The sequence below is a fragment of the Pilibacter termitis genome, assembly GCF_900167335.1.
Lineage (GTDB): Bacteria > Bacillota > Bacilli > Lactobacillales > Streptococcaceae > Pilibacter > Pilibacter termitis.
In genome coordinates, this window is the sequence record NZ_FUXI01000005.1 from 1 (window position 1) to 16,300 (window position 16,300).

Annotated in this window: 11 protein-coding genes and 1 pseudogene; 1 reads left to right on the top strand and 11 read right to left on the bottom strand. The window is 38.8% G+C overall.

Features of this window, described 5'->3' with window-relative positions:
* Positions 1-109: 109 nt before the first annotated feature.
* The 5 genes and pseudogenes from B5D30_RS02815 to B5D30_RS13955 form a co-directional block, all read right to left on the bottom strand.
* Positions 110-1,057, bottom strand: a complete 948-nt coding sequence (locus tag B5D30_RS02815) for a dihydroorotate dehydrogenase (RefSeq protein ID WP_078806525.1) — start codon at positions 1,055-1,057, stop codon at positions 110-112.
* Positions 1,057-1,842, bottom strand: coding sequence for a dihydroorotate dehydrogenase electron transfer subunit (locus B5D30_RS02820; RefSeq protein WP_078806526.1), 786 nt, complete (start codon positions 1,840-1,842; stop codon positions 1,057-1,059). Before B5D30_RS02820 ends, B5D30_RS02815 begins: the two co-directional genes overlap by 1 nt.
* Positions 1,843-2,399: 557 nt before the next feature.
* The gene (locus tag B5D30_RS14230; RefSeq protein WP_268802093.1) at positions 2,400-2,525 is read right to left on the bottom strand and encodes a hypothetical protein; all 126 of its coding nucleotides are present in this window, start codon (positions 2,523-2,525) and stop codon (positions 2,400-2,402) included.
* A complete protein-coding gene (locus tag B5D30_RS14235) occupies positions 2,522-2,647 on the bottom strand; it encodes a hypothetical protein (RefSeq protein WP_268802093.1) in 126 nt (41 codons plus the stop codon). The genes B5D30_RS14230 and B5D30_RS14235 overlap by 4 nt, the downstream gene beginning before the upstream one ends.
* A 233-nt stretch (positions 2,648-2,880) precedes the next feature.
* Positions 2,881-7,095 (bottom strand): annotated as a pseudogene (locus B5D30_RS13955) (glycosyl hydrolase family 18 protein); the annotation flags it as partial.
* A gap of 302 nt (positions 7,096-7,397) precedes the next feature.
* Between B5D30_RS13955 and B5D30_RS02830 the strand changes: the two are divergent.
* Positions 7,398-8,840, top strand: coding sequence for a helix-turn-helix domain-containing protein (locus tag B5D30_RS02830; RefSeq protein WP_078806528.1), 1,443 nt, complete (start codon positions 7,398-7,400; stop codon positions 8,838-8,840).
* Between the two features lie 71 nt (positions 8,841-8,911).
* On the opposite strand, the gene B5D30_RS02835 is transcribed toward B5D30_RS02830, so the two are convergent.
* From B5D30_RS02835 to B5D30_RS02860, 6 genes are all read right to left on the bottom strand, one after another.
* Positions 8,912-9,466: a BMC domain-containing protein gene (locus tag B5D30_RS02835; RefSeq protein WP_078806529.1), complete on the bottom strand. Its 555-nt coding sequence runs from the start codon at positions 9,464-9,466 to the stop codon at positions 8,912-8,914.
* The gene (locus B5D30_RS02840; RefSeq protein WP_078806530.1) at positions 9,463-10,821 is read right to left on the bottom strand and encodes a 4Fe-4S dicluster domain-containing protein; all 1,359 of its coding nucleotides are present in this window, start codon (positions 10,819-10,821) and stop codon (positions 9,463-9,465) included. The genes B5D30_RS02835 and B5D30_RS02840 overlap by 4 nt, the downstream gene beginning before the upstream one ends.
* Before the next feature lie 108 nt (positions 10,822-10,929).
* On the bottom strand, positions 10,930-12,456 hold the full coding sequence (locus B5D30_RS02845; protein ID WP_078806531.1) for a prealbumin-like fold domain-containing protein: 1,527 nt from the start codon (positions 12,454-12,456) through the stop codon (positions 10,930-10,932).
* A 163-nt stretch (positions 12,457-12,619) separates the two neighbouring features.
* A complete protein-coding gene (locus B5D30_RS02850) occupies positions 12,620-13,615 on the bottom strand; it encodes a hypothetical protein (RefSeq protein WP_078806532.1) in 996 nt (331 codons plus the stop codon).
* Between the two features lie 15 nt (positions 13,616-13,630).
* Positions 13,631-13,852, bottom strand: coding sequence for a hypothetical protein (locus tag B5D30_RS02855; RefSeq protein WP_078806533.1), 222 nt, complete (start codon positions 13,850-13,852; stop codon positions 13,631-13,633).
* Positions 13,853-14,008: 156 nt separating this feature from the next.
* Entirely contained in the window at positions 14,009-16,291 is a 2,283-nt protein-coding gene (locus tag B5D30_RS02860; protein ID WP_078806534.1) for a heavy metal translocating P-type ATPase, read from the bottom strand.
* Positions 16,292-16,300 lie beyond the last annotated feature (9 nt).

Here is a 16,300-nt window from a genome sequence, read left to right on the forward strand (position 1 = left end):
GTTTCCAGCAAGTAAATGCTGTGGTTCACTGTTGCAGACTTCAAAACGCACCATTACGCTTTTATTTTTTCTTTCATACAAATTCATTGATTATTCTTCTATCTTCATTTCACAGAAAACTTGAACCTCTCAAGTCTTTTGCTACCTCTCGACGCAATTCTTCCAAACTTGTAATCCCATAAAAATCCATTTTCTCAGGTAATTCTTCGATGATTTTCGGGCAAATATACGGGTCAGTGAAATTGGCAGTGCCTACTCCTACGGCACTTGCACCTGCCATGTAAAATTCCAGCACATCTTCTGCACTACTTATGCCCCCCATGGCGATAATCGGCAAATGACTTACTTGTGCCACTTGGTGAACCATTTTCAATGCCACAGGCTTTATCGCTGGACCACTCAAGCCTCCTGTAACATTGGCTAAAATTGGTTTTCTCGTTTTCAAATCAAACCGCACACCCATAAGTGTATTAATCATTGTAAAACCAGTAGCACCGCCATTTTCAACTGCTTGAGCAATTTCAACAATATCTGTTACATTCGGCGAAAGTTTCACGTAAACAGGCACTTTTGAAACAGCCATACAAGATTTTGTTAAACTATATGCTACATTGGGGTCTGTTCCAAATGCTTGTCCGCCGTGTTTTACGTTCGGACACGAAATATTCAATTCAATTGCCTTAACATTTTCTACTGTTGAAATTCTTTCACAAACTTCGACATAATCCTCCTCGCAACTTCCTGCGACATTAGCAATGATCGGCAACTCTGGATAATTTTCCTTTAGCCACGGCAATTTTTCACTCATGACTACATCAATCCCCGGATTTTGCAAACCGATTGCGTTGAGCATACCACTTGGCGTTTCCGCTACACGAGGTGTGGGGTTACCATAACGAGCTTGAGCAGTCGTAGCTTTTATCATAATCGAGCCTAGTTTATTTAAATCATAATATTTTGCATACTCTTGTCCAAACCCAAAACAACCACTTGCTGGAATGATTGGATTTTTCAACTCCAATCCCGGAATAGATATTTTCAAACGATTTTCACTCATTATACAACCACCCTTCCAGTTTCAAAAACAGGTCCTTGATCGCACACTTTCAAACTACTTGCCCCTGTTTCATCACCCACAACGTGAACAACACAAGCATAGCAAGCCCCCATACCACAAGCCATTCTCGCCTCCATGGAGATATAGGCATTCGGGTGCTGAGCAAATTTTTCATCAACTGCTTTGAGCAAACCATTCGCCCCACAAGCATAAACCGCATCCGGTTTTATTCCTTTTGCCAACAAATCATCAATCAACAGCCCAACATGACCATGTAAACCAAAACTTCCGTCATCTGTTGAAAAATGCGTTTCCCCTAAAGAAAGGAATTTGTCTTGGTAAAACATAACATCACGACTAGCAAAACCAATCAAATGAATAACTTGCACACCTTTTTCTTTTAATTGCCTAGACAATTCATACATTGGTGGCGTACCAATTCCTCCACCAATCACAAGAGCCGTTTGACCACTCTCAACAACACTTGTATCAAAACCATTGCCAAGAGGCCCTAACACATCTAAGGTGTCCCCTGCTTTCATTTTTGAAAAAATCGCAGTTCCTCCCCCTTCTACACGATAAATAATCGTGCAAGAGTTTGTTTTCTTATCAATTTTTGCCAAACTAATCGGGCGACGCAAAACTTTGTCCTCACTTGGTACTTTGATGTGAATAAACTGCCCAGCCTTGTTCATCTCTTGAACCAAATCACCTTGCAATTTCATCTCAAAAATCCTTGGTGCAAGACTTTTTTGTGAAACAATCGTCATCTTCTCTTGTAACATAGCTACTCCTCTCATTATTTAAGGGTACCTCTAAAAACTCACGCTTACCCAAAATTGCTAATTTGGCTTAAACGGAGTTTTTAAAGGTACCCTTAACAAAAAAACTCCTGACTACCAGAGCCAGAAGTGAATGTCTACATCAAGATAACACCATAAACATGATGCTCACTCCTTCTTAGCCTCTCTGGACTATTCTTAAAGGAAAAGGGAACCTCTAAATATTTTATTTTTTCTAGTATAACTTTTTTTTCGATTGGTTGCAATGATTTTTGTCTTAAAAATTTTTGATTTTCTTTCGTCTTAACTTCTCAATGAAAATAGCATCTCAAGATTTTCTACATTGCTACCTCTAAAAAACAATCCTTCATAAATCCACCCTTACAAAAAAAACTAGAGCAGTTGCCCTAGTTTTTTTCTATAATATTTCAACTTACAACCACACTAGAGAAAGAGAAGTCTCCCCTTTTCTTTTCTTTGTCTAGCTGCGAGGGGCAGGAGGGTGGCAACTGTTCGCAACAGCACTGGAAACTGCGTTTCCAGCAAGTAAATGCTGTGGCTCACTGCGACAAACTCCTAATCGCCCCGCTCGCTTTTCTGTGTCTAGCTACGTGGGGCAGGAGTTCGGTCGCTGTTCGCAACAGCACTGGAAACTGCGTTTCCAGCAAGTAAATGCTGTGGCTCACTGCGACAAACTCCTAATCGCCCCGCTCGCTTTTCTGTGTCTAGCTACGTGGGGCAGGAGTTCGGTCGCTGTTCGCAACAGCACTGGAAACTGCGTTTCCAGTAAATAAATGCTGTGGCTCACTGCGACAAACTCCTAAACGCCCCTCTCTGCTTTTCTTTGTCTAGCTACGAGGGGCTGAAGTCTGGCAACTGCTCACAATGTCGCTAGAAACTTACGTTTCTAGTAAATGAACGACAGTGTTCGCTGTTGCAGACTTCAAAACGCCCCTCTTCGCTTTTGTGTCAAAATTATTTTTTAGCCCAAACTGATGTTTTTCCTGGTTCGTCACCTTTTGTCCACCATTGTGCTTCGTATTTTTGTCCTTTGAAGGTTACAGTGTCGCCTTTGACATAGATTTTTTCTGCTAACCATTCATTGTCTTGTTCTTTAACGGCTAATTCCCATGGACCTGTTCCGTAATCGTTTGGTTCATCACCTTGAGTCCACCATTTTGCAACATATTCTTTTCCTTTATACGTTACTTTGTCGCCAGTTTGGTACACTTTGCTTGCACTCCACTCGTTATCTGTTGGAGCTGGTTTTTCTGGTGTTACTGGTGATGTTGGTAGTGGCATTGGAGGCACTACTGGTAATATTGGGTTTGGTAATTCTGGTGTTACAGGGATTGTTGGCCATGTAATCGGAGGAACTCCCGGTAATGTTGGTTGTTCTTTCTCTTTCACCGTTACCACACGTTTTGCTGTTGTCGTGTTGTTTCCACTATCTGTTACAGAGTAAGTCAATTCATATTTTCCAGCTTTTGTTGTGTCAACTGTACCTGTCACTTTGATTTTCGCTGTCAAATCGCCGTCTTCTTTATCGCTTGCTGTAATTCCTGCAAGAGCGTTAAATTTGTCGCCAACTGTAATTGTTGCGTCCATTACACCTGAGAGAATTGGTTTTGTATCTACTACTACGCTACCACTTCCACCTTGACCATAGTCAATCAAATCTTTGTAACGATTCACAAATTCCCAGTTGTAGTTTTTTCCATTTGCGTCACATCCTGCATCCCAGTTAACAGACCAAGTCATCAAACCTTTGATTTGGTGGTTGTCTTTTGTCAAACGAGCCATTGCGTTTTTCACGTCTTTTGCTTCTTTAACATAACCACTTCCTGCAGCATCTGGATTTGACGGCAAACCAATAACCAATTTATCGGCAGGAATTTGCACATATCCAGCAAAACCGTCTGTTCCGTTAATCAATGCTGAACTTAATGCGTACAAGAAATCAGCTTTTTTCGCATCGTTGTTTTGTGCCAACCATACACCATTTTCTCCAGATACACCGTCGCCACCTTGGTTGTAGTATTGTGGGTTAATCCAATCGTAATAACCTTCTAATCCTTTAATGTATTTCGCATACGAACCATTTGCTTTCAAGTATGGAAATTCAGGTGCCATTGTAATCAAGAAGTTTTTCCCTTCTCTAGCGTAATGGTCTTTTACTTCTCTCAATACTTCCGGAAGAACTGTTTGGTTTTCCGCTGCTGTAATTGCTGATTGTTCCAAGTCAATATCCAATCCGTCAAATCCGTATTTGTCCACTTGGTTGATGATTTCTTTAACAAATGCAGCTTTATCACTTTGGCGAAGTTCAATATGAGCGTCCGCACCACCTAAAGCAAGCAATACTGAAGTTCCTTTGGCATTCAATTCGCCAACTTCTTTACGAAACTCTTCATCTGTTTTGTTGTACGGCTTGAATGTTGGAATGTGTGAGTTGCCTGATGCTTTCATGAATGAAACATCTACGACATTGTAGTTTTCATCAATTTCATCTAAATCAAGTGCAACTGCTGTACCACGTTGGTAGCCGTCATTTTTAGACGCCCAGTTATGCCAGTAACCAACCATTACTTGTTTACTTGGGTTCACCATTTCATCTGCAGCATCCCCTGTTGAAACGACTTTTTCTTTTACTGTAATCACACGTTTGGCTGTTGTTGTGTTTTTCGCACTGTCTGTTACAGAGTATGTCAATTCATATTGACCTGATTTTGTTGTGTCAACTGTTCCTGTAACGCTGATTTTTGACGTAATATCGCCGTCTTCTTTATCTGTTGCTTTTACTCCTGACAAAGCGTTGAAGTTATCGCCAACAGTAATTGTTTTGTTGCTCATGCCTGTGAATACTGGTTTTTCATTTGGTGCTACTACTTTTTCTTTTACTGTAATCACACGTTTGACTGTTGTTGTGTTGTTCGCACTGTCTGTTACAGAGTATGTCAATTCATATTGACCTGATTTTGTTGTGTCAACTGTTCCTGTAACACTGATTTTTGAAGTAATATCGCCGTCTTCTTTATCTGTTGCTTTTACTCCTGACAAAGCATTGAAGTTATCGCCAACAGTAATTGTTTTGTTGCTCACGCCTGTGAATACTGGTTTTTCATTTGGTGCTACTACTTTTTCTTTTACTGTAATCACACGTTTTACTGTTGTTGTGTTGTTTGCACTGTCTGTTACAGAGTATGTCAATTCATATTGACCTGATTTTGTTGTGTCAACTGTTCCTGTAACACTGATTTTTGACGTAATATCGCCGTCTTCTTTATCTGTTGCTTTTACTCCTGACAAAGCGTTGAAGTTGTCGCCAACAGTAATCGTTTCGTTTTGCACGCCAGAGAATACTGGAGCCGCATCAACCGTTGATTGACTTCCGTAAATCATTTGGCTACCTACTACAATTTTGTCATTATAGTATTGTACCAATTCAATCGATTCAATTTCGTTCAATTGAGCATCTTTGCCGTCTGCACGAGTAAGTTTGAATTGTTTTGTTTCTCCTTGTTTGATGTAACGTCCATCATATTGTGTAGAAAGGTCAACAATTGTCTTGTCGCCATTTGTTGTAACAGTTCCAGCTTTGTAATCTCCCTTGTTCAAAGTAGAACCGTCTTTCATTTTAATAACAAAATGAGGTTTTTTCACTGCACCAAAATAACGGTCAGCATATTTCAACGCATCACTTGATGAAGTTTCTGCTTGTTGGTTGTTCGTTACAGAAATTTGGAAACCTTTTTTACCAGAATCTGTTCCTGCAAGTTCCACTTTTGCTGAAACATTCAATTTCAATTCATAGTCTTCTTTTTGGCTTGGCAATGTGAAATTGTTTCCATATAAACCTTTTGCGATTGCATCTGTCAATTCACTACGCACACCGTCATTGTCTTCGTCGTTATCTTGAGAAGCCATCCAAGAAATCATTCCACCAAGACCATGAGCTTTTACATAGTTTGCTTTTTCAGTAATCGAACGAACATTTTCAAATGTATAGAAATCCTTTGTGCTTTCTGAATACATATATGGAGCTTTCGCCACATCATCCCAGTATTCTTTCAAGTCAGGAATATTGCGTTTTAATAAGTCAAGGTTACGGAATGACCATACGCCACCTTTACGTCCACCGTCTCCAGCAGCTGCTGGTACATCATTTTCCGCACCACGTGAAGGGCTGTCATCACCATCTTTGTTTGTTGCACTTGCTTTTTGGAACAAACCAGGTTGACTTGGGTCGTTTCCTTTTTCTACGCTATCCCAACCACGTGTATAGAATGCTGCACCGATAACCACTTTGTCCATTTGAACATTTTTGCTTTCCAAATATTTCACCATTGTATCTACTGAATGGTCATTTTTCGCATTTGGATTTGCATAAAGTCCTGTATGGTGACCTGTATATTCGTCAAACGCACCTGTCAAGTCATAACTCATCACATTTCCGAAATCAATAATCTTGAACAAACGAGAAACATCAATTCCTTTATCCATCATGGCAACTGAACCCGGAAGTGCTGTTGACAATTCGTAAGTTTTGCCAATTTCTACCCCTTGTTTGTCTAAACCGTCACGCAATGCTTGCATTAATTTAATGTAGTTATCGTAATCTTCAGGCTTCGCATTTGGTGTTCCTTCGTCGTTTTTGTTGTCAACTAAATCACCTTGACGAACATTTGTTGGGTATTCCCAGTCAATATCAACGAAATCCATATCTGTCAATTTGATAAACTTCATGACATTTTTAACAAAGTTAGCACGTTTTGTAGGATTTGCAGATACTTCTGAGAAGTCTCCAGACTTACTCCAACCACCAAGTGAAACACCTAAACGCATATTTGGATGTTGTGAGCGAATTGCCGCCAACGCTGGAATACAACCTGCAAGTGGATCTTCCCACTGATTGCCACTTCCCACTGGATTATCAAATGCAGCTCCTGCATCTGTCAATTTCAATTCACCATTTGAGTCAAAATCTAAGAATGAGAAGTTTAAGTGTGTGTAATCTCCTGCTGGTAAATCTTTTGGATATTGATTTCCTTGTCCTCCCCAGACTGACCAATCTCCATAATACATTACGTTACGATAAGGTGCTTTTTGTTGTTGTTTTGCTTTTGTCTGAACAGGTGTATTTGCTACAACTGTTTCGTTTGCTGCCACTGTGATAAGTGGAGTAGATAATTGCAACATTGTAAGTGCAACAGTTGACGTTGCCATAACTTTATTAATAATTTTTGATGCTTTCACAATTGATACCTCTTTTTATTCTAAATTAATATTCTCGGAACAGAACGATGAGCTCTTGTCGTTCTGCTTGAGTATAATATAAATCATTTTTTTACCGAAGAAAACATTTATACTACCTATTTTACAAAAACGAGAATGAAATAATGAAATTTAGTTTTTGGAAATTATTTTCTATTTTACGGAATTATGTATAATTTTTTCAAACCTTTGAGCATATTGTATGACTTTTTTCTTCTATGGCTTTATTCTTAATGTAGAAGTTTATTAATAATGCTAGATTAATTTTAAAAGGGGTTAGGATTATGAATATCAATTCTTTATTTTTTTCCGATAGCGAACTATTACTATTAGAAGTCTATATTGAACTTTCTAAATTGAAAACAAAACAGACCGTTTCTATCAAGGCACTTTCAGAGTCGCTTTTCCTCTCCTATGGTCAAGTTTCTCGCTATCTTGTGAAAATCCAACATCAACTAACGGAAATGGACGAATGGACGAAAGGATTTGTCATTAAAAATGGCTTGATTGAGTTTCTAAAAGATTTTCCAGAAGTCGATAGCTACCGCACGTTTTTCGCACAAAAAACAATTCCTTTCCAAGTATTGCTCGCACTCCTAAATGAAGAATATGCAACCGTTGAGGAATTTTTGGACGCTCAAGGGATTTCTAAAACAACTTTGCACAACAAAACAAAAAACCTCAATGCGTTTGCAAAATTTCATGGGGTGACAATTTCCTACACTCCTTTTCAAATCAATGGAAAAGAATTTGCCGTTCGGACGTTTTTCTTCGACTTGCTCTGGCTTATTTGCAATGGAAAGGACATTTTCACAAAAGACGAAAAAATTCTCTCTAACGCTTATGAAACTTGTGCGTTAAAGGAAAATTATATTTTTAATACTCAGTGCAATTACTGGCTTAGAATTATCGAAAAACGTGTGTTACACGGTCATGAATACACGCCTCCTGAAAATTTGGAGCATTTGCTTACTTACTATTCTGATATTCATTTGATTGAAAGCAGAAAAGTTTTCACCGAAGAACAGTTGAAACGTGAAACACTCTTTTTAAAAGTGTACGCACTCATTCAGTCAATACGCTTGAAACGTTATGTGATCAATGATAATTTCTTCCAATATTTAAACCTTGAAGAAAGTCATGTGATTCATAAAACAGCTACACTTTTGAATAAAATTTTAATCAAAGAAAGAATTTTGACAAAAGATATGGACCAAACGAGAGTGAACAATCTTATTTTGTATATCGCACTTGTGCAGTACATCACGTCCTCACCTTTTCCGTCAAACTCGCTTTTCTATAAGGAAGATAATGCTGAATTTAAGGAACTTCAAAAGAAAATTACGCAGGCTTTGACTCCTTATAAAATGCATTTAAAAGATTATTTGAATGACTTATCATTGCCGTTTTTAAGTCGTATGTTGACAAGAATGATTGTCAATTCACCAAAACAATATGTACAAAAAAAGGTAAGAATCGCTCTTTCCATTGAGCCAAACAACCCGAATATCCGAAACATCATCTCGACACTTGTCAAGTATCCAAATATCGAAATCGATTGGTTCAATCCTGAGAAAGATTATGATTACGTCATTCACACATTGGGAAACTTTTCCGAAGAATTTCCTGAACTCGACTCATTTTATTGGCAATTTCACTATGAAAAGGAAGAATTGCAACTTTTGGAACAGATTATTATCCAGCTTTTAAATCCGAGTAGCAGGTAGGGGGAAACAAAATCTGCTGAATACTAAAAAACCGAGAAATTCATTGTGTGAATGGATTTCTCGGTTATTGACTAATAAACCAAACTCTCAAAAACCTCCTTACGAGGATTGGAAATGACCACTTTATTAATAAGCAATGCCACATCTTTCGTTGAATGGACTCCTGCTTCGATTGCGGTATTGCAGGCTTCTGTGTCTCCTGTTACTACAACATAGGATTTTCCAGCAATTCCCGTGGCTAAACGTAGAGCGACAATTGACACGTTCGCAGATTTCACTGCTACATCTGCTGCAAGAATCGAACCTGAACAAGAATAATATTCCATTACCCCTACCGCATTCACGCTCTCAGGAATATCTGTTCGATTGATTCCTTTGATTACTTCTTCTGAAATGCGAGGAATGACGAGATTGCCAACGATGTGCGATTCTCCAATTTCTACACCATATTGGATAGAGCGTTCAACAGAGGAAGTGTCGCCAGCAACAAGAATATAATACTTCCCCGGGCAACTTGCTTTCGCATAAATAAGCTCAATCTCTGCAATTTTCAACATCTGATCCACTGTTTCAATTCCTTTTGATATGCTATTTAATTCTAAAAAACCTAATGTATCAATCTTCATTTCTCTGTCCTCTTAATGTGAATTTCATTATTTGTTACATTCATCACTTTTCCAGAAATACTCGCGTGTATATTTGCTCCTAAAGAATTTTCTGGGATACTTGCAATTAAATCTCCCACATGAACGAAATCCCCTATTTTCACAATAGGAACGGACGGGGCACCGATGTGCATTTTTAGCGGAATGAATACTTCATTGACTTCGATGTGTTTCATCTGTTTTAGCGAGATATTTTCGTATTTTTTTAATCCCATTTTTATTAAAATATTTTTTGGATTGATTTGTCGATACTCTCGCATTGGGTGAGGGGCAAAACATTTTTTCTCTGTTTGATAACGCACACCATTTTTTCCTAAAACAGATTTGACAAATTTGTTCACTTGACGAGGAGAAAGCCCCATTGGACAAGCGATCACTTCACAAATGCCACACTCACTACAAATTTTCGCACCTTTTAAAATCTCATTTTCTTCGATTTCATAAGATTTTGCTGCACCTCCAAAATATCGCATGACTTTGTGTGGAAATACTTCATGCCCTAAATTTTGTCGTGGGCATAATTCCGTACAAAGCGAGCATTGTATGCAGGCAGAGCTAGCTTCCAAGAAAATTTGGTCAAGTGTTTGATGTTTCAGCTTGCTCAAATATCCTTCATCTTCTTTCAAAATAATACCTGAACTTGTCTTAGTGACAACTTTTTGGCTCAATTCTTTATCCGTAAATAGTTTGCCCATCATAGGGCCTCCGTCAATAAATAAAAAATTCTCTAAGTCGCTTCCTCCTGCAACTTCTAGTAATTTTTCAAATGGCGTACCGATTGGGGTTTCTACTAATGTCGGTTGATTAACCGCCCCTGTAATCGTGAGTTGTTTCGTAATGACAGGTTGATTTTCAAAAACAGCACGGTAAATATTTAACATAGTCGTTACATTTGAAACAATACACCCAACGGACAACGGAATTGCTGCTGGGGGAACAATGCGACCTGTCACTTCATACACCATAAGCTGTTCATCGCCAGCTGGATAATAATTATCCATTAGTTTCAACGTAACGTCCGCCTGAAGTTCTTTTATTGCCAAATTTAAAGATTCAATTTCTTGGGTATAATAACGTTTGGTAGCAATGACAGCATATTTTGCTTTCGTGTGTTCTTTCATCGTTAAAATCGCTTTCACTATTTCTATTGCGTGATTACGCATAACATAATGATCTGTTTTTAACAATGGTTCACATTCCGCCGCATTGATAATCAAATATTCCACCGTAGCGTTCAATTTTTCATGCGTTGGAAATCCTGCTCCACCTGCTCCAACTACCCCTGCATTTTTAATACTTTCTATTATAGATGACATTTTTTACCACCCACTTTTTTATAATCTAATATTTTTCAACCAACTGATACCGCTATCATTATACTACACTGATTTTTATATGGCAATGCTGTTTTCTGTAAGTTAAGGTTAGGTATCATTTATCGTCACAGTATAAACTGTATTAGACAACAAATACCCTGTCGGTGCTTTCGTCTCTATAACATAGTACGTTTTGCCATACTCTAAAGTCGCTGTTGTATAACCACTCATGCCACTCGCATCCGTAGTTACTGTATCTACATTATTACCCCCGCGTCCTACTGCATCTGCGTTGCTTGTATAGACTTTGTACTCCGCTCCTGCAAAACTATAATTACTGTTATAGTGATTGCCTCCGTTTTCTGTTGAGCGTTTTTGTACTCGGAGTTTGCCTTCTTTTAAGACTCGGAGGTTGAACCCACGCATAACAGGGTCAATTAATCCCGCTGAAAGCATATTTTGTTTGTTAGGGTCTGAATATAAGAATGGTGTACATCTCAAGCCACCTTTTCTTTCAAACGTAATCGTTCCATCTAAACTATTTGAAGTAGGTGTAAATGTAATACTCTTTCCGTCTGTACTAATAGAGTAATTCACATTCGCTCCGTTGGTTTTAACTGCGTAATTTCTCAAGTCTACACCATTTGTTACATTATAAGTAATTGATTTACCTACTGCTACACTTTGAGCTACAGCAGGGTCTTTATCAAATATTGGTAATAGTCCCCACGCATCAATATATTTCTTATAGTCTGCCATGTAGTCTTTTAACTTCTGGGTATCAATTCCTGCCATCTGACCGTTCCCTTGGATAACTCGGTCTACATTATAAACCCCTAAGTAATCCCAGATAACATAGTTAGCCACAAACTGTGGTGTGAAATCTAAATTCGTATGTGTTTCTAACCACCAGTCGTTGAATAATGCTGATGCCCACAGTACTTTCATATTCCCACGTATCGCACTTCTAACTGTTTGCTCGTCCGCTGTCACTGTCGTCCATTTGTCTCCAGTATAAATTGGCACAGTGGGTTGGATACAAAATCCATATATCCAATTTGAACCTGACGGTGTACCTGGTCCACTGTAACTTTGGTCTCGTATCATGATAGGTGCATTCGTTTCGTATATCCAATTTGACCCACTTACGGGTACTGAACTCCACCCAAATGTTTCCATACTGTCGCTCATCATTAGCCACACTTCATCCGAAGATGTACCTAAACGTAACCTTGGGTTTACGACCATTTTTGGATAATACTGTCCGTCTTGTCCTTTGACATACTCAAATTTTGGAGGTTTATAACCTTTCTCAAAATATTCCCCTGGGGTCACACTTGGTGCTTGACTTGGCGGGGAGTTGTTCTTATCCTGTTCCAATTCCGCTAAACTTGGATACTTCGCCTCCTGTATTGGCTCTTCTTGCTTTGTATCCTCTTGTACTGTTTTCTGCGGTTCTTCCTGTTCTTGCTTCTCTTTTACCTCTGAATTTTCCTCAAGTGGTGTGGTAGTGGTAACTTCCACATCACTTGAGACTTCTGGTACCTGTGCTAAAACAGATAAATTACCAGTCTGCCCAAAGAGGATAATCACTAGCATGAACAATGAACGCAATTTCCTATTGAAGTTTTTCATGAATGAATTTCTTCCTTTCACTTATATATTTTGACTTTTATATTATCAGTCTCATATAATATAGCGCGTTCATTTGGAAGTGTTGTAAATTCAAAAAAAGTAGAGATATATGGATTAGATTCCTTCTCTACTTTTATTTGAAAATATTTAAATTAAGTTGGTATTAGATACTTACAACTCGATAACCACCATTTCCACCCATAGCAGCTATAGCAGCTTTTCCAGCGTTCTCTGCCGCTTCCCTAGTATCGAATACACCTTTGAATGTTTCTACGTCATTACTATCTGTTATATATAGGTAATGCTTCACTTGGTTCGCTGGCGGTGCTGGCTGACTTGGTGGGGGAGTTGGTTGACTCGGTGCTGGCGTACTTGGAGTGCTTGGAGTACTTGCCGTACTTCCTCCTCCACTGCTTGCTGTACTACCTCCGCCTGTGTTGGTTGTCCCTCCTCCACTACTATTACTACTTGGATAGGTCGGTTGGACGTATGTGCCACTTCCACTGTCATATACTGGTTGACCACTACTGTTCGCTTCCGCCAACGCATCCTCGCTGTTCGTTGCTACCTTTACTCCCTCTGACTCTGCTTTCTTCTTCTCCTCTGCCTTCCGTTTTTCTTCCGCTTCTTTATCTTTTTTATCCAACTCTGCCTTTATTGGATTGAGCTTGCCCTCTAGCTCTTTTTTTACATCTGTATTTTTTATCTTGCCTACTAACTCTAAAGCCTTTTTGTTTTTATCTCGGCTTCCTTTGTCTTTTTCGCTTTCGGTGGTTGCTTTCCTTGCGTTTTCTATATCAGTAAATTGCCCACGTGCCTGAATGAGCACATCACGCACTTTTGCTTTAAACGCCGTATCTTTTTCTTTCGTTACAAGCTGTTTCTCCAATGAAACAATTGACTCGTTTTTCACATCTTTTTTCAAAATGATTTCTTTTCCGACTTCGCTACCGTTCAGCACTTTCACCGTGAACAAATCATTCACTTCCGTTTGTGTTTGGAACATTTTCTCTACTTTTTCGACAAAAGTTGACACTTCTTTGTCCGTAGACGAAAACTCACTAAACAACTCTTTATATTTTTGATCGTCAAAGGCTTTTACTTCCTTTTCATTTGTTTTCAATTCCTCTTTGACCTTGTCAATTTCCTCTTTTTTCAAGTCTTTCTTTAAAAACTACTGTTTCTCGTCAAGCAATGCTCTCGCTTTGCTCAAAAGAGTTTTTGTTTCTTTGATTTCTTGTTTTAAAGTTGTCTTTGCTTTTTCTGTCTGTGCATAATCCGTTTGAGCTTTCATTGCGATTGCTCCGCCAACTAACGCAACAGCCACACACCCTACCACGATTTTTCCTTTTTTTGTTTTGAGAAATGTTTTTTTATCTTTTAAATCTTTATTCATTTTTCTGTCTCCAATTTTTTTACTTTTTTACAACTATATACTTGTATTTTATCGTACAGTTGGAAAAATGTCAGCAAAAAAAAGAGAGGTTGGGTGTTTTCTATTAAAAAAATAAAAAAAGATACCCTATCAAAAATGGATACCTTTTTTTACTTGCTATTTTCTACCCCTCACCAATCTCAAAGCATTCAAAGTTACCACTATTGACATACCTGTATCACTCATTACCGCAAGCCACATTGGGAGCATTCCAGTGAAAATGAATGCTAGTACGACGAGTTTAATACTTAATGAGAAAAAGATATTTTGCTTGATAATTCGTACCATGCGTTTGCTTAGCGTAAAAATAAAAGGGAGTTTTTCAATATTATCACTCATTAGCACAATATCTGCGACATCCATGGCAACATCTGTTCCGACTCCACCCATTGCAATACCGACATCTGCAAGAGCTAATGCTGGAGCATCGTTGATCCCGTCACCAACCATTGCCACCGTCTTTCCAGCACGATCCAATTCCTCAATGACCTCTGCTTTATTTTCTGGCAACATATTGGCAACAACATTGGGAATTTGAGCTTGTTCACCTAAAATTTTCGCCACATTTTCATTGTCACCTGTCAACAAATACAAATCCTTAATTTCTTGATTTTTCAATGCTTGAATCGTTGCAACGCTAGAAGAACGAATCGTGTCTTTTATTTCAAAAAAGCCTAAAATAGTAGACGTGTCACCTATGATAACAACTGTACTTCCTCTATTTTCCCTTTCGACAATCTCGGGTGGCACTTTGATTCCTTTTTCAACAAAAAGTTGATGATTGCCAATAAAATATTCTTCACCTTCTATTTTTCCAAGAAGTCCACGACCTACAAGAGCTTTTTGCTCAGCAACGAAAAGTTCTTTCGCCTCTTTTTCCTTGGCGTAACGCACGATACTTTGAGCAATTGGGTGAGTAGAAAGTGCCTCAATAGAAAGAGCAATGCTCAAAATTTCTTGCACGTCTGCTCCACTTACCACAGAAAATTGGTGAACGCTCGGTTTTCCATGCGTAATCGTGCCTGTTTTGTCAAAAGCCACAGTATTTACCTTGCTTGCTTTTTCTAAAAAACTTCCTCCTTTGACCAAAACACCATTTTTTGCCGCATTTCCAAGAGCTGCCACGACAGAAACGGGTGTAGAAATCACCAAAGCACAAGGGCAAGCAACGATTAAAAGCTCCAAGCCTTTAAATACCCACTCATGCCACGAAGCATTGAGCAACAGTGGCGGAGTCACAATCGTCAAAATCGCCAAAACAAAGACGACAGGAGTATAAATGCTTGCAAACTTTTCAATAAATGTTTCGCTCGGAGCCTTGCGTTCTTCTGCCTCCTCGACCATTTGGATAATTTTTGCAATTGTGCTTTCACTTTGCGTTTTTTCGACAATCATTTCAATCGGTGCCGACTCATTGAGAGAACCGGCGAATACTTTGTCGCCCGCATTTTTGACAATCGGTACAGATTCCCCTGTTATCGCTGCTTGATTAATACTGGAACTTCCGAGAACGATTTTCCCGTCTAGTGAAATTCTATCTCCTACTCGCACGAGCAAGCGACTATTGATTGGAATTTCATCTAGTGGCATCTCTTGCCACGCACCATTTTTTTGCACAAGTGCGGTATCTGGCGACAAATTCATCAGTTGTTGAATTGTATTTCTCGTACGGTGAATTGCTTTTCCTTGTAAAAATGTCCCGATATAAAACAAGTACAAAATCGTCGCACCCTCGCTCCATTCGTTTAACAAAATCGCACCGATACAAGCAGTTGACATTAAAACATTCATATCAAGTGAAAAAGTTTTGAGCGAATAAAAGGCACTTTTCAGCGTTTTCCAGCCACTTATGAGCATTACTATTACAAATAACGCATTGGTTAGCAAATGAACATCTGTTGTCAATCGCAAACCGTGTGCAAGGAGGAAAAATACAGTAGAAATCAACGTAATTTGCCACTCTTTTCCTGAGCTTTCTACTTTTTCATTTTCCAAAACTGCTGAATATCCGAGTTGTTTGACTTTTTTGGGAATTTCTTGTTTGAGTGCGTTAAGATTTTCTGCATAGACCACTAATTTACCTGTTGAAAAGTTCACATTTACTTGTTTCACTTCTGGCAAACTCGCGACTCCTTTTTGAATGGTCATGGCACAACTTCCGCAATCCATACCACTTACATTGTAGACGATTTTTTTTCCACTCGAGGCAGGCTCATCGTCCGAATTCCCCCCTTCCTCCGAAGAAGATTTTTCGCCACAACAGCAGTCGTCTTTGCAAGTAGCTTGTTGCTCTACTTTTTTACAAGTATCACAATGACATTTTCCTTCATTGTGATTGTGAGTGTCTGCACCACAGTGGTCTTGACACTCCGCAGTTGATGAATGAAGATTTTTGAACATGATGTCTCC

Coding starts and splice junctions, on each gene's coding strand:
- B5D30_RS02815 (WP_078806525.1), bottom strand. CDS start 1,057: ATGAGTGAAAATCGTTTGAAAATATCTATTCCGGGATTGGAGTTGAAA.
- B5D30_RS02820 (WP_078806526.1), bottom strand. CDS start 1,842: ATGTTACAAGAGAAGATGACGATTGTTTCACAAAAAAGTCTTGCACCA.
- B5D30_RS02830 (WP_078806528.1), top strand. CDS start 7,398: ATGAATATCAATTCTTTATTTTTTTCCGATAGCGAACTATTACTATTA.
- B5D30_RS02835 (WP_078806529.1), bottom strand. CDS start 9,466: ATGAAGATTGATACATTAGGTTTTTTAGAATTAAATAGCATATCAAAA.
- B5D30_RS02840 (WP_078806530.1), bottom strand. CDS start 10,821: ATGTCATCTATAATAGAAAGTATTAAAAATGCAGGGGTAGTTGGAGCA.
- B5D30_RS02845 (WP_078806531.1), bottom strand. CDS start 12,456: ATGAAAAACTTCAATAGGAAATTGCGTTCATTGTTCATGCTAGTGATT.
- B5D30_RS02855 (WP_078806533.1), bottom strand. CDS start 13,852: ATGAATAAAGATTTAAAAGATAAAAAAACATTTCTCAAAACAAAAAAA.
- B5D30_RS02860 (WP_078806534.1), bottom strand. CDS start 16,291: ATGTTCAAAAATCTTCATTCATCAACTGCGGAGTGTCAAGACCACTGT.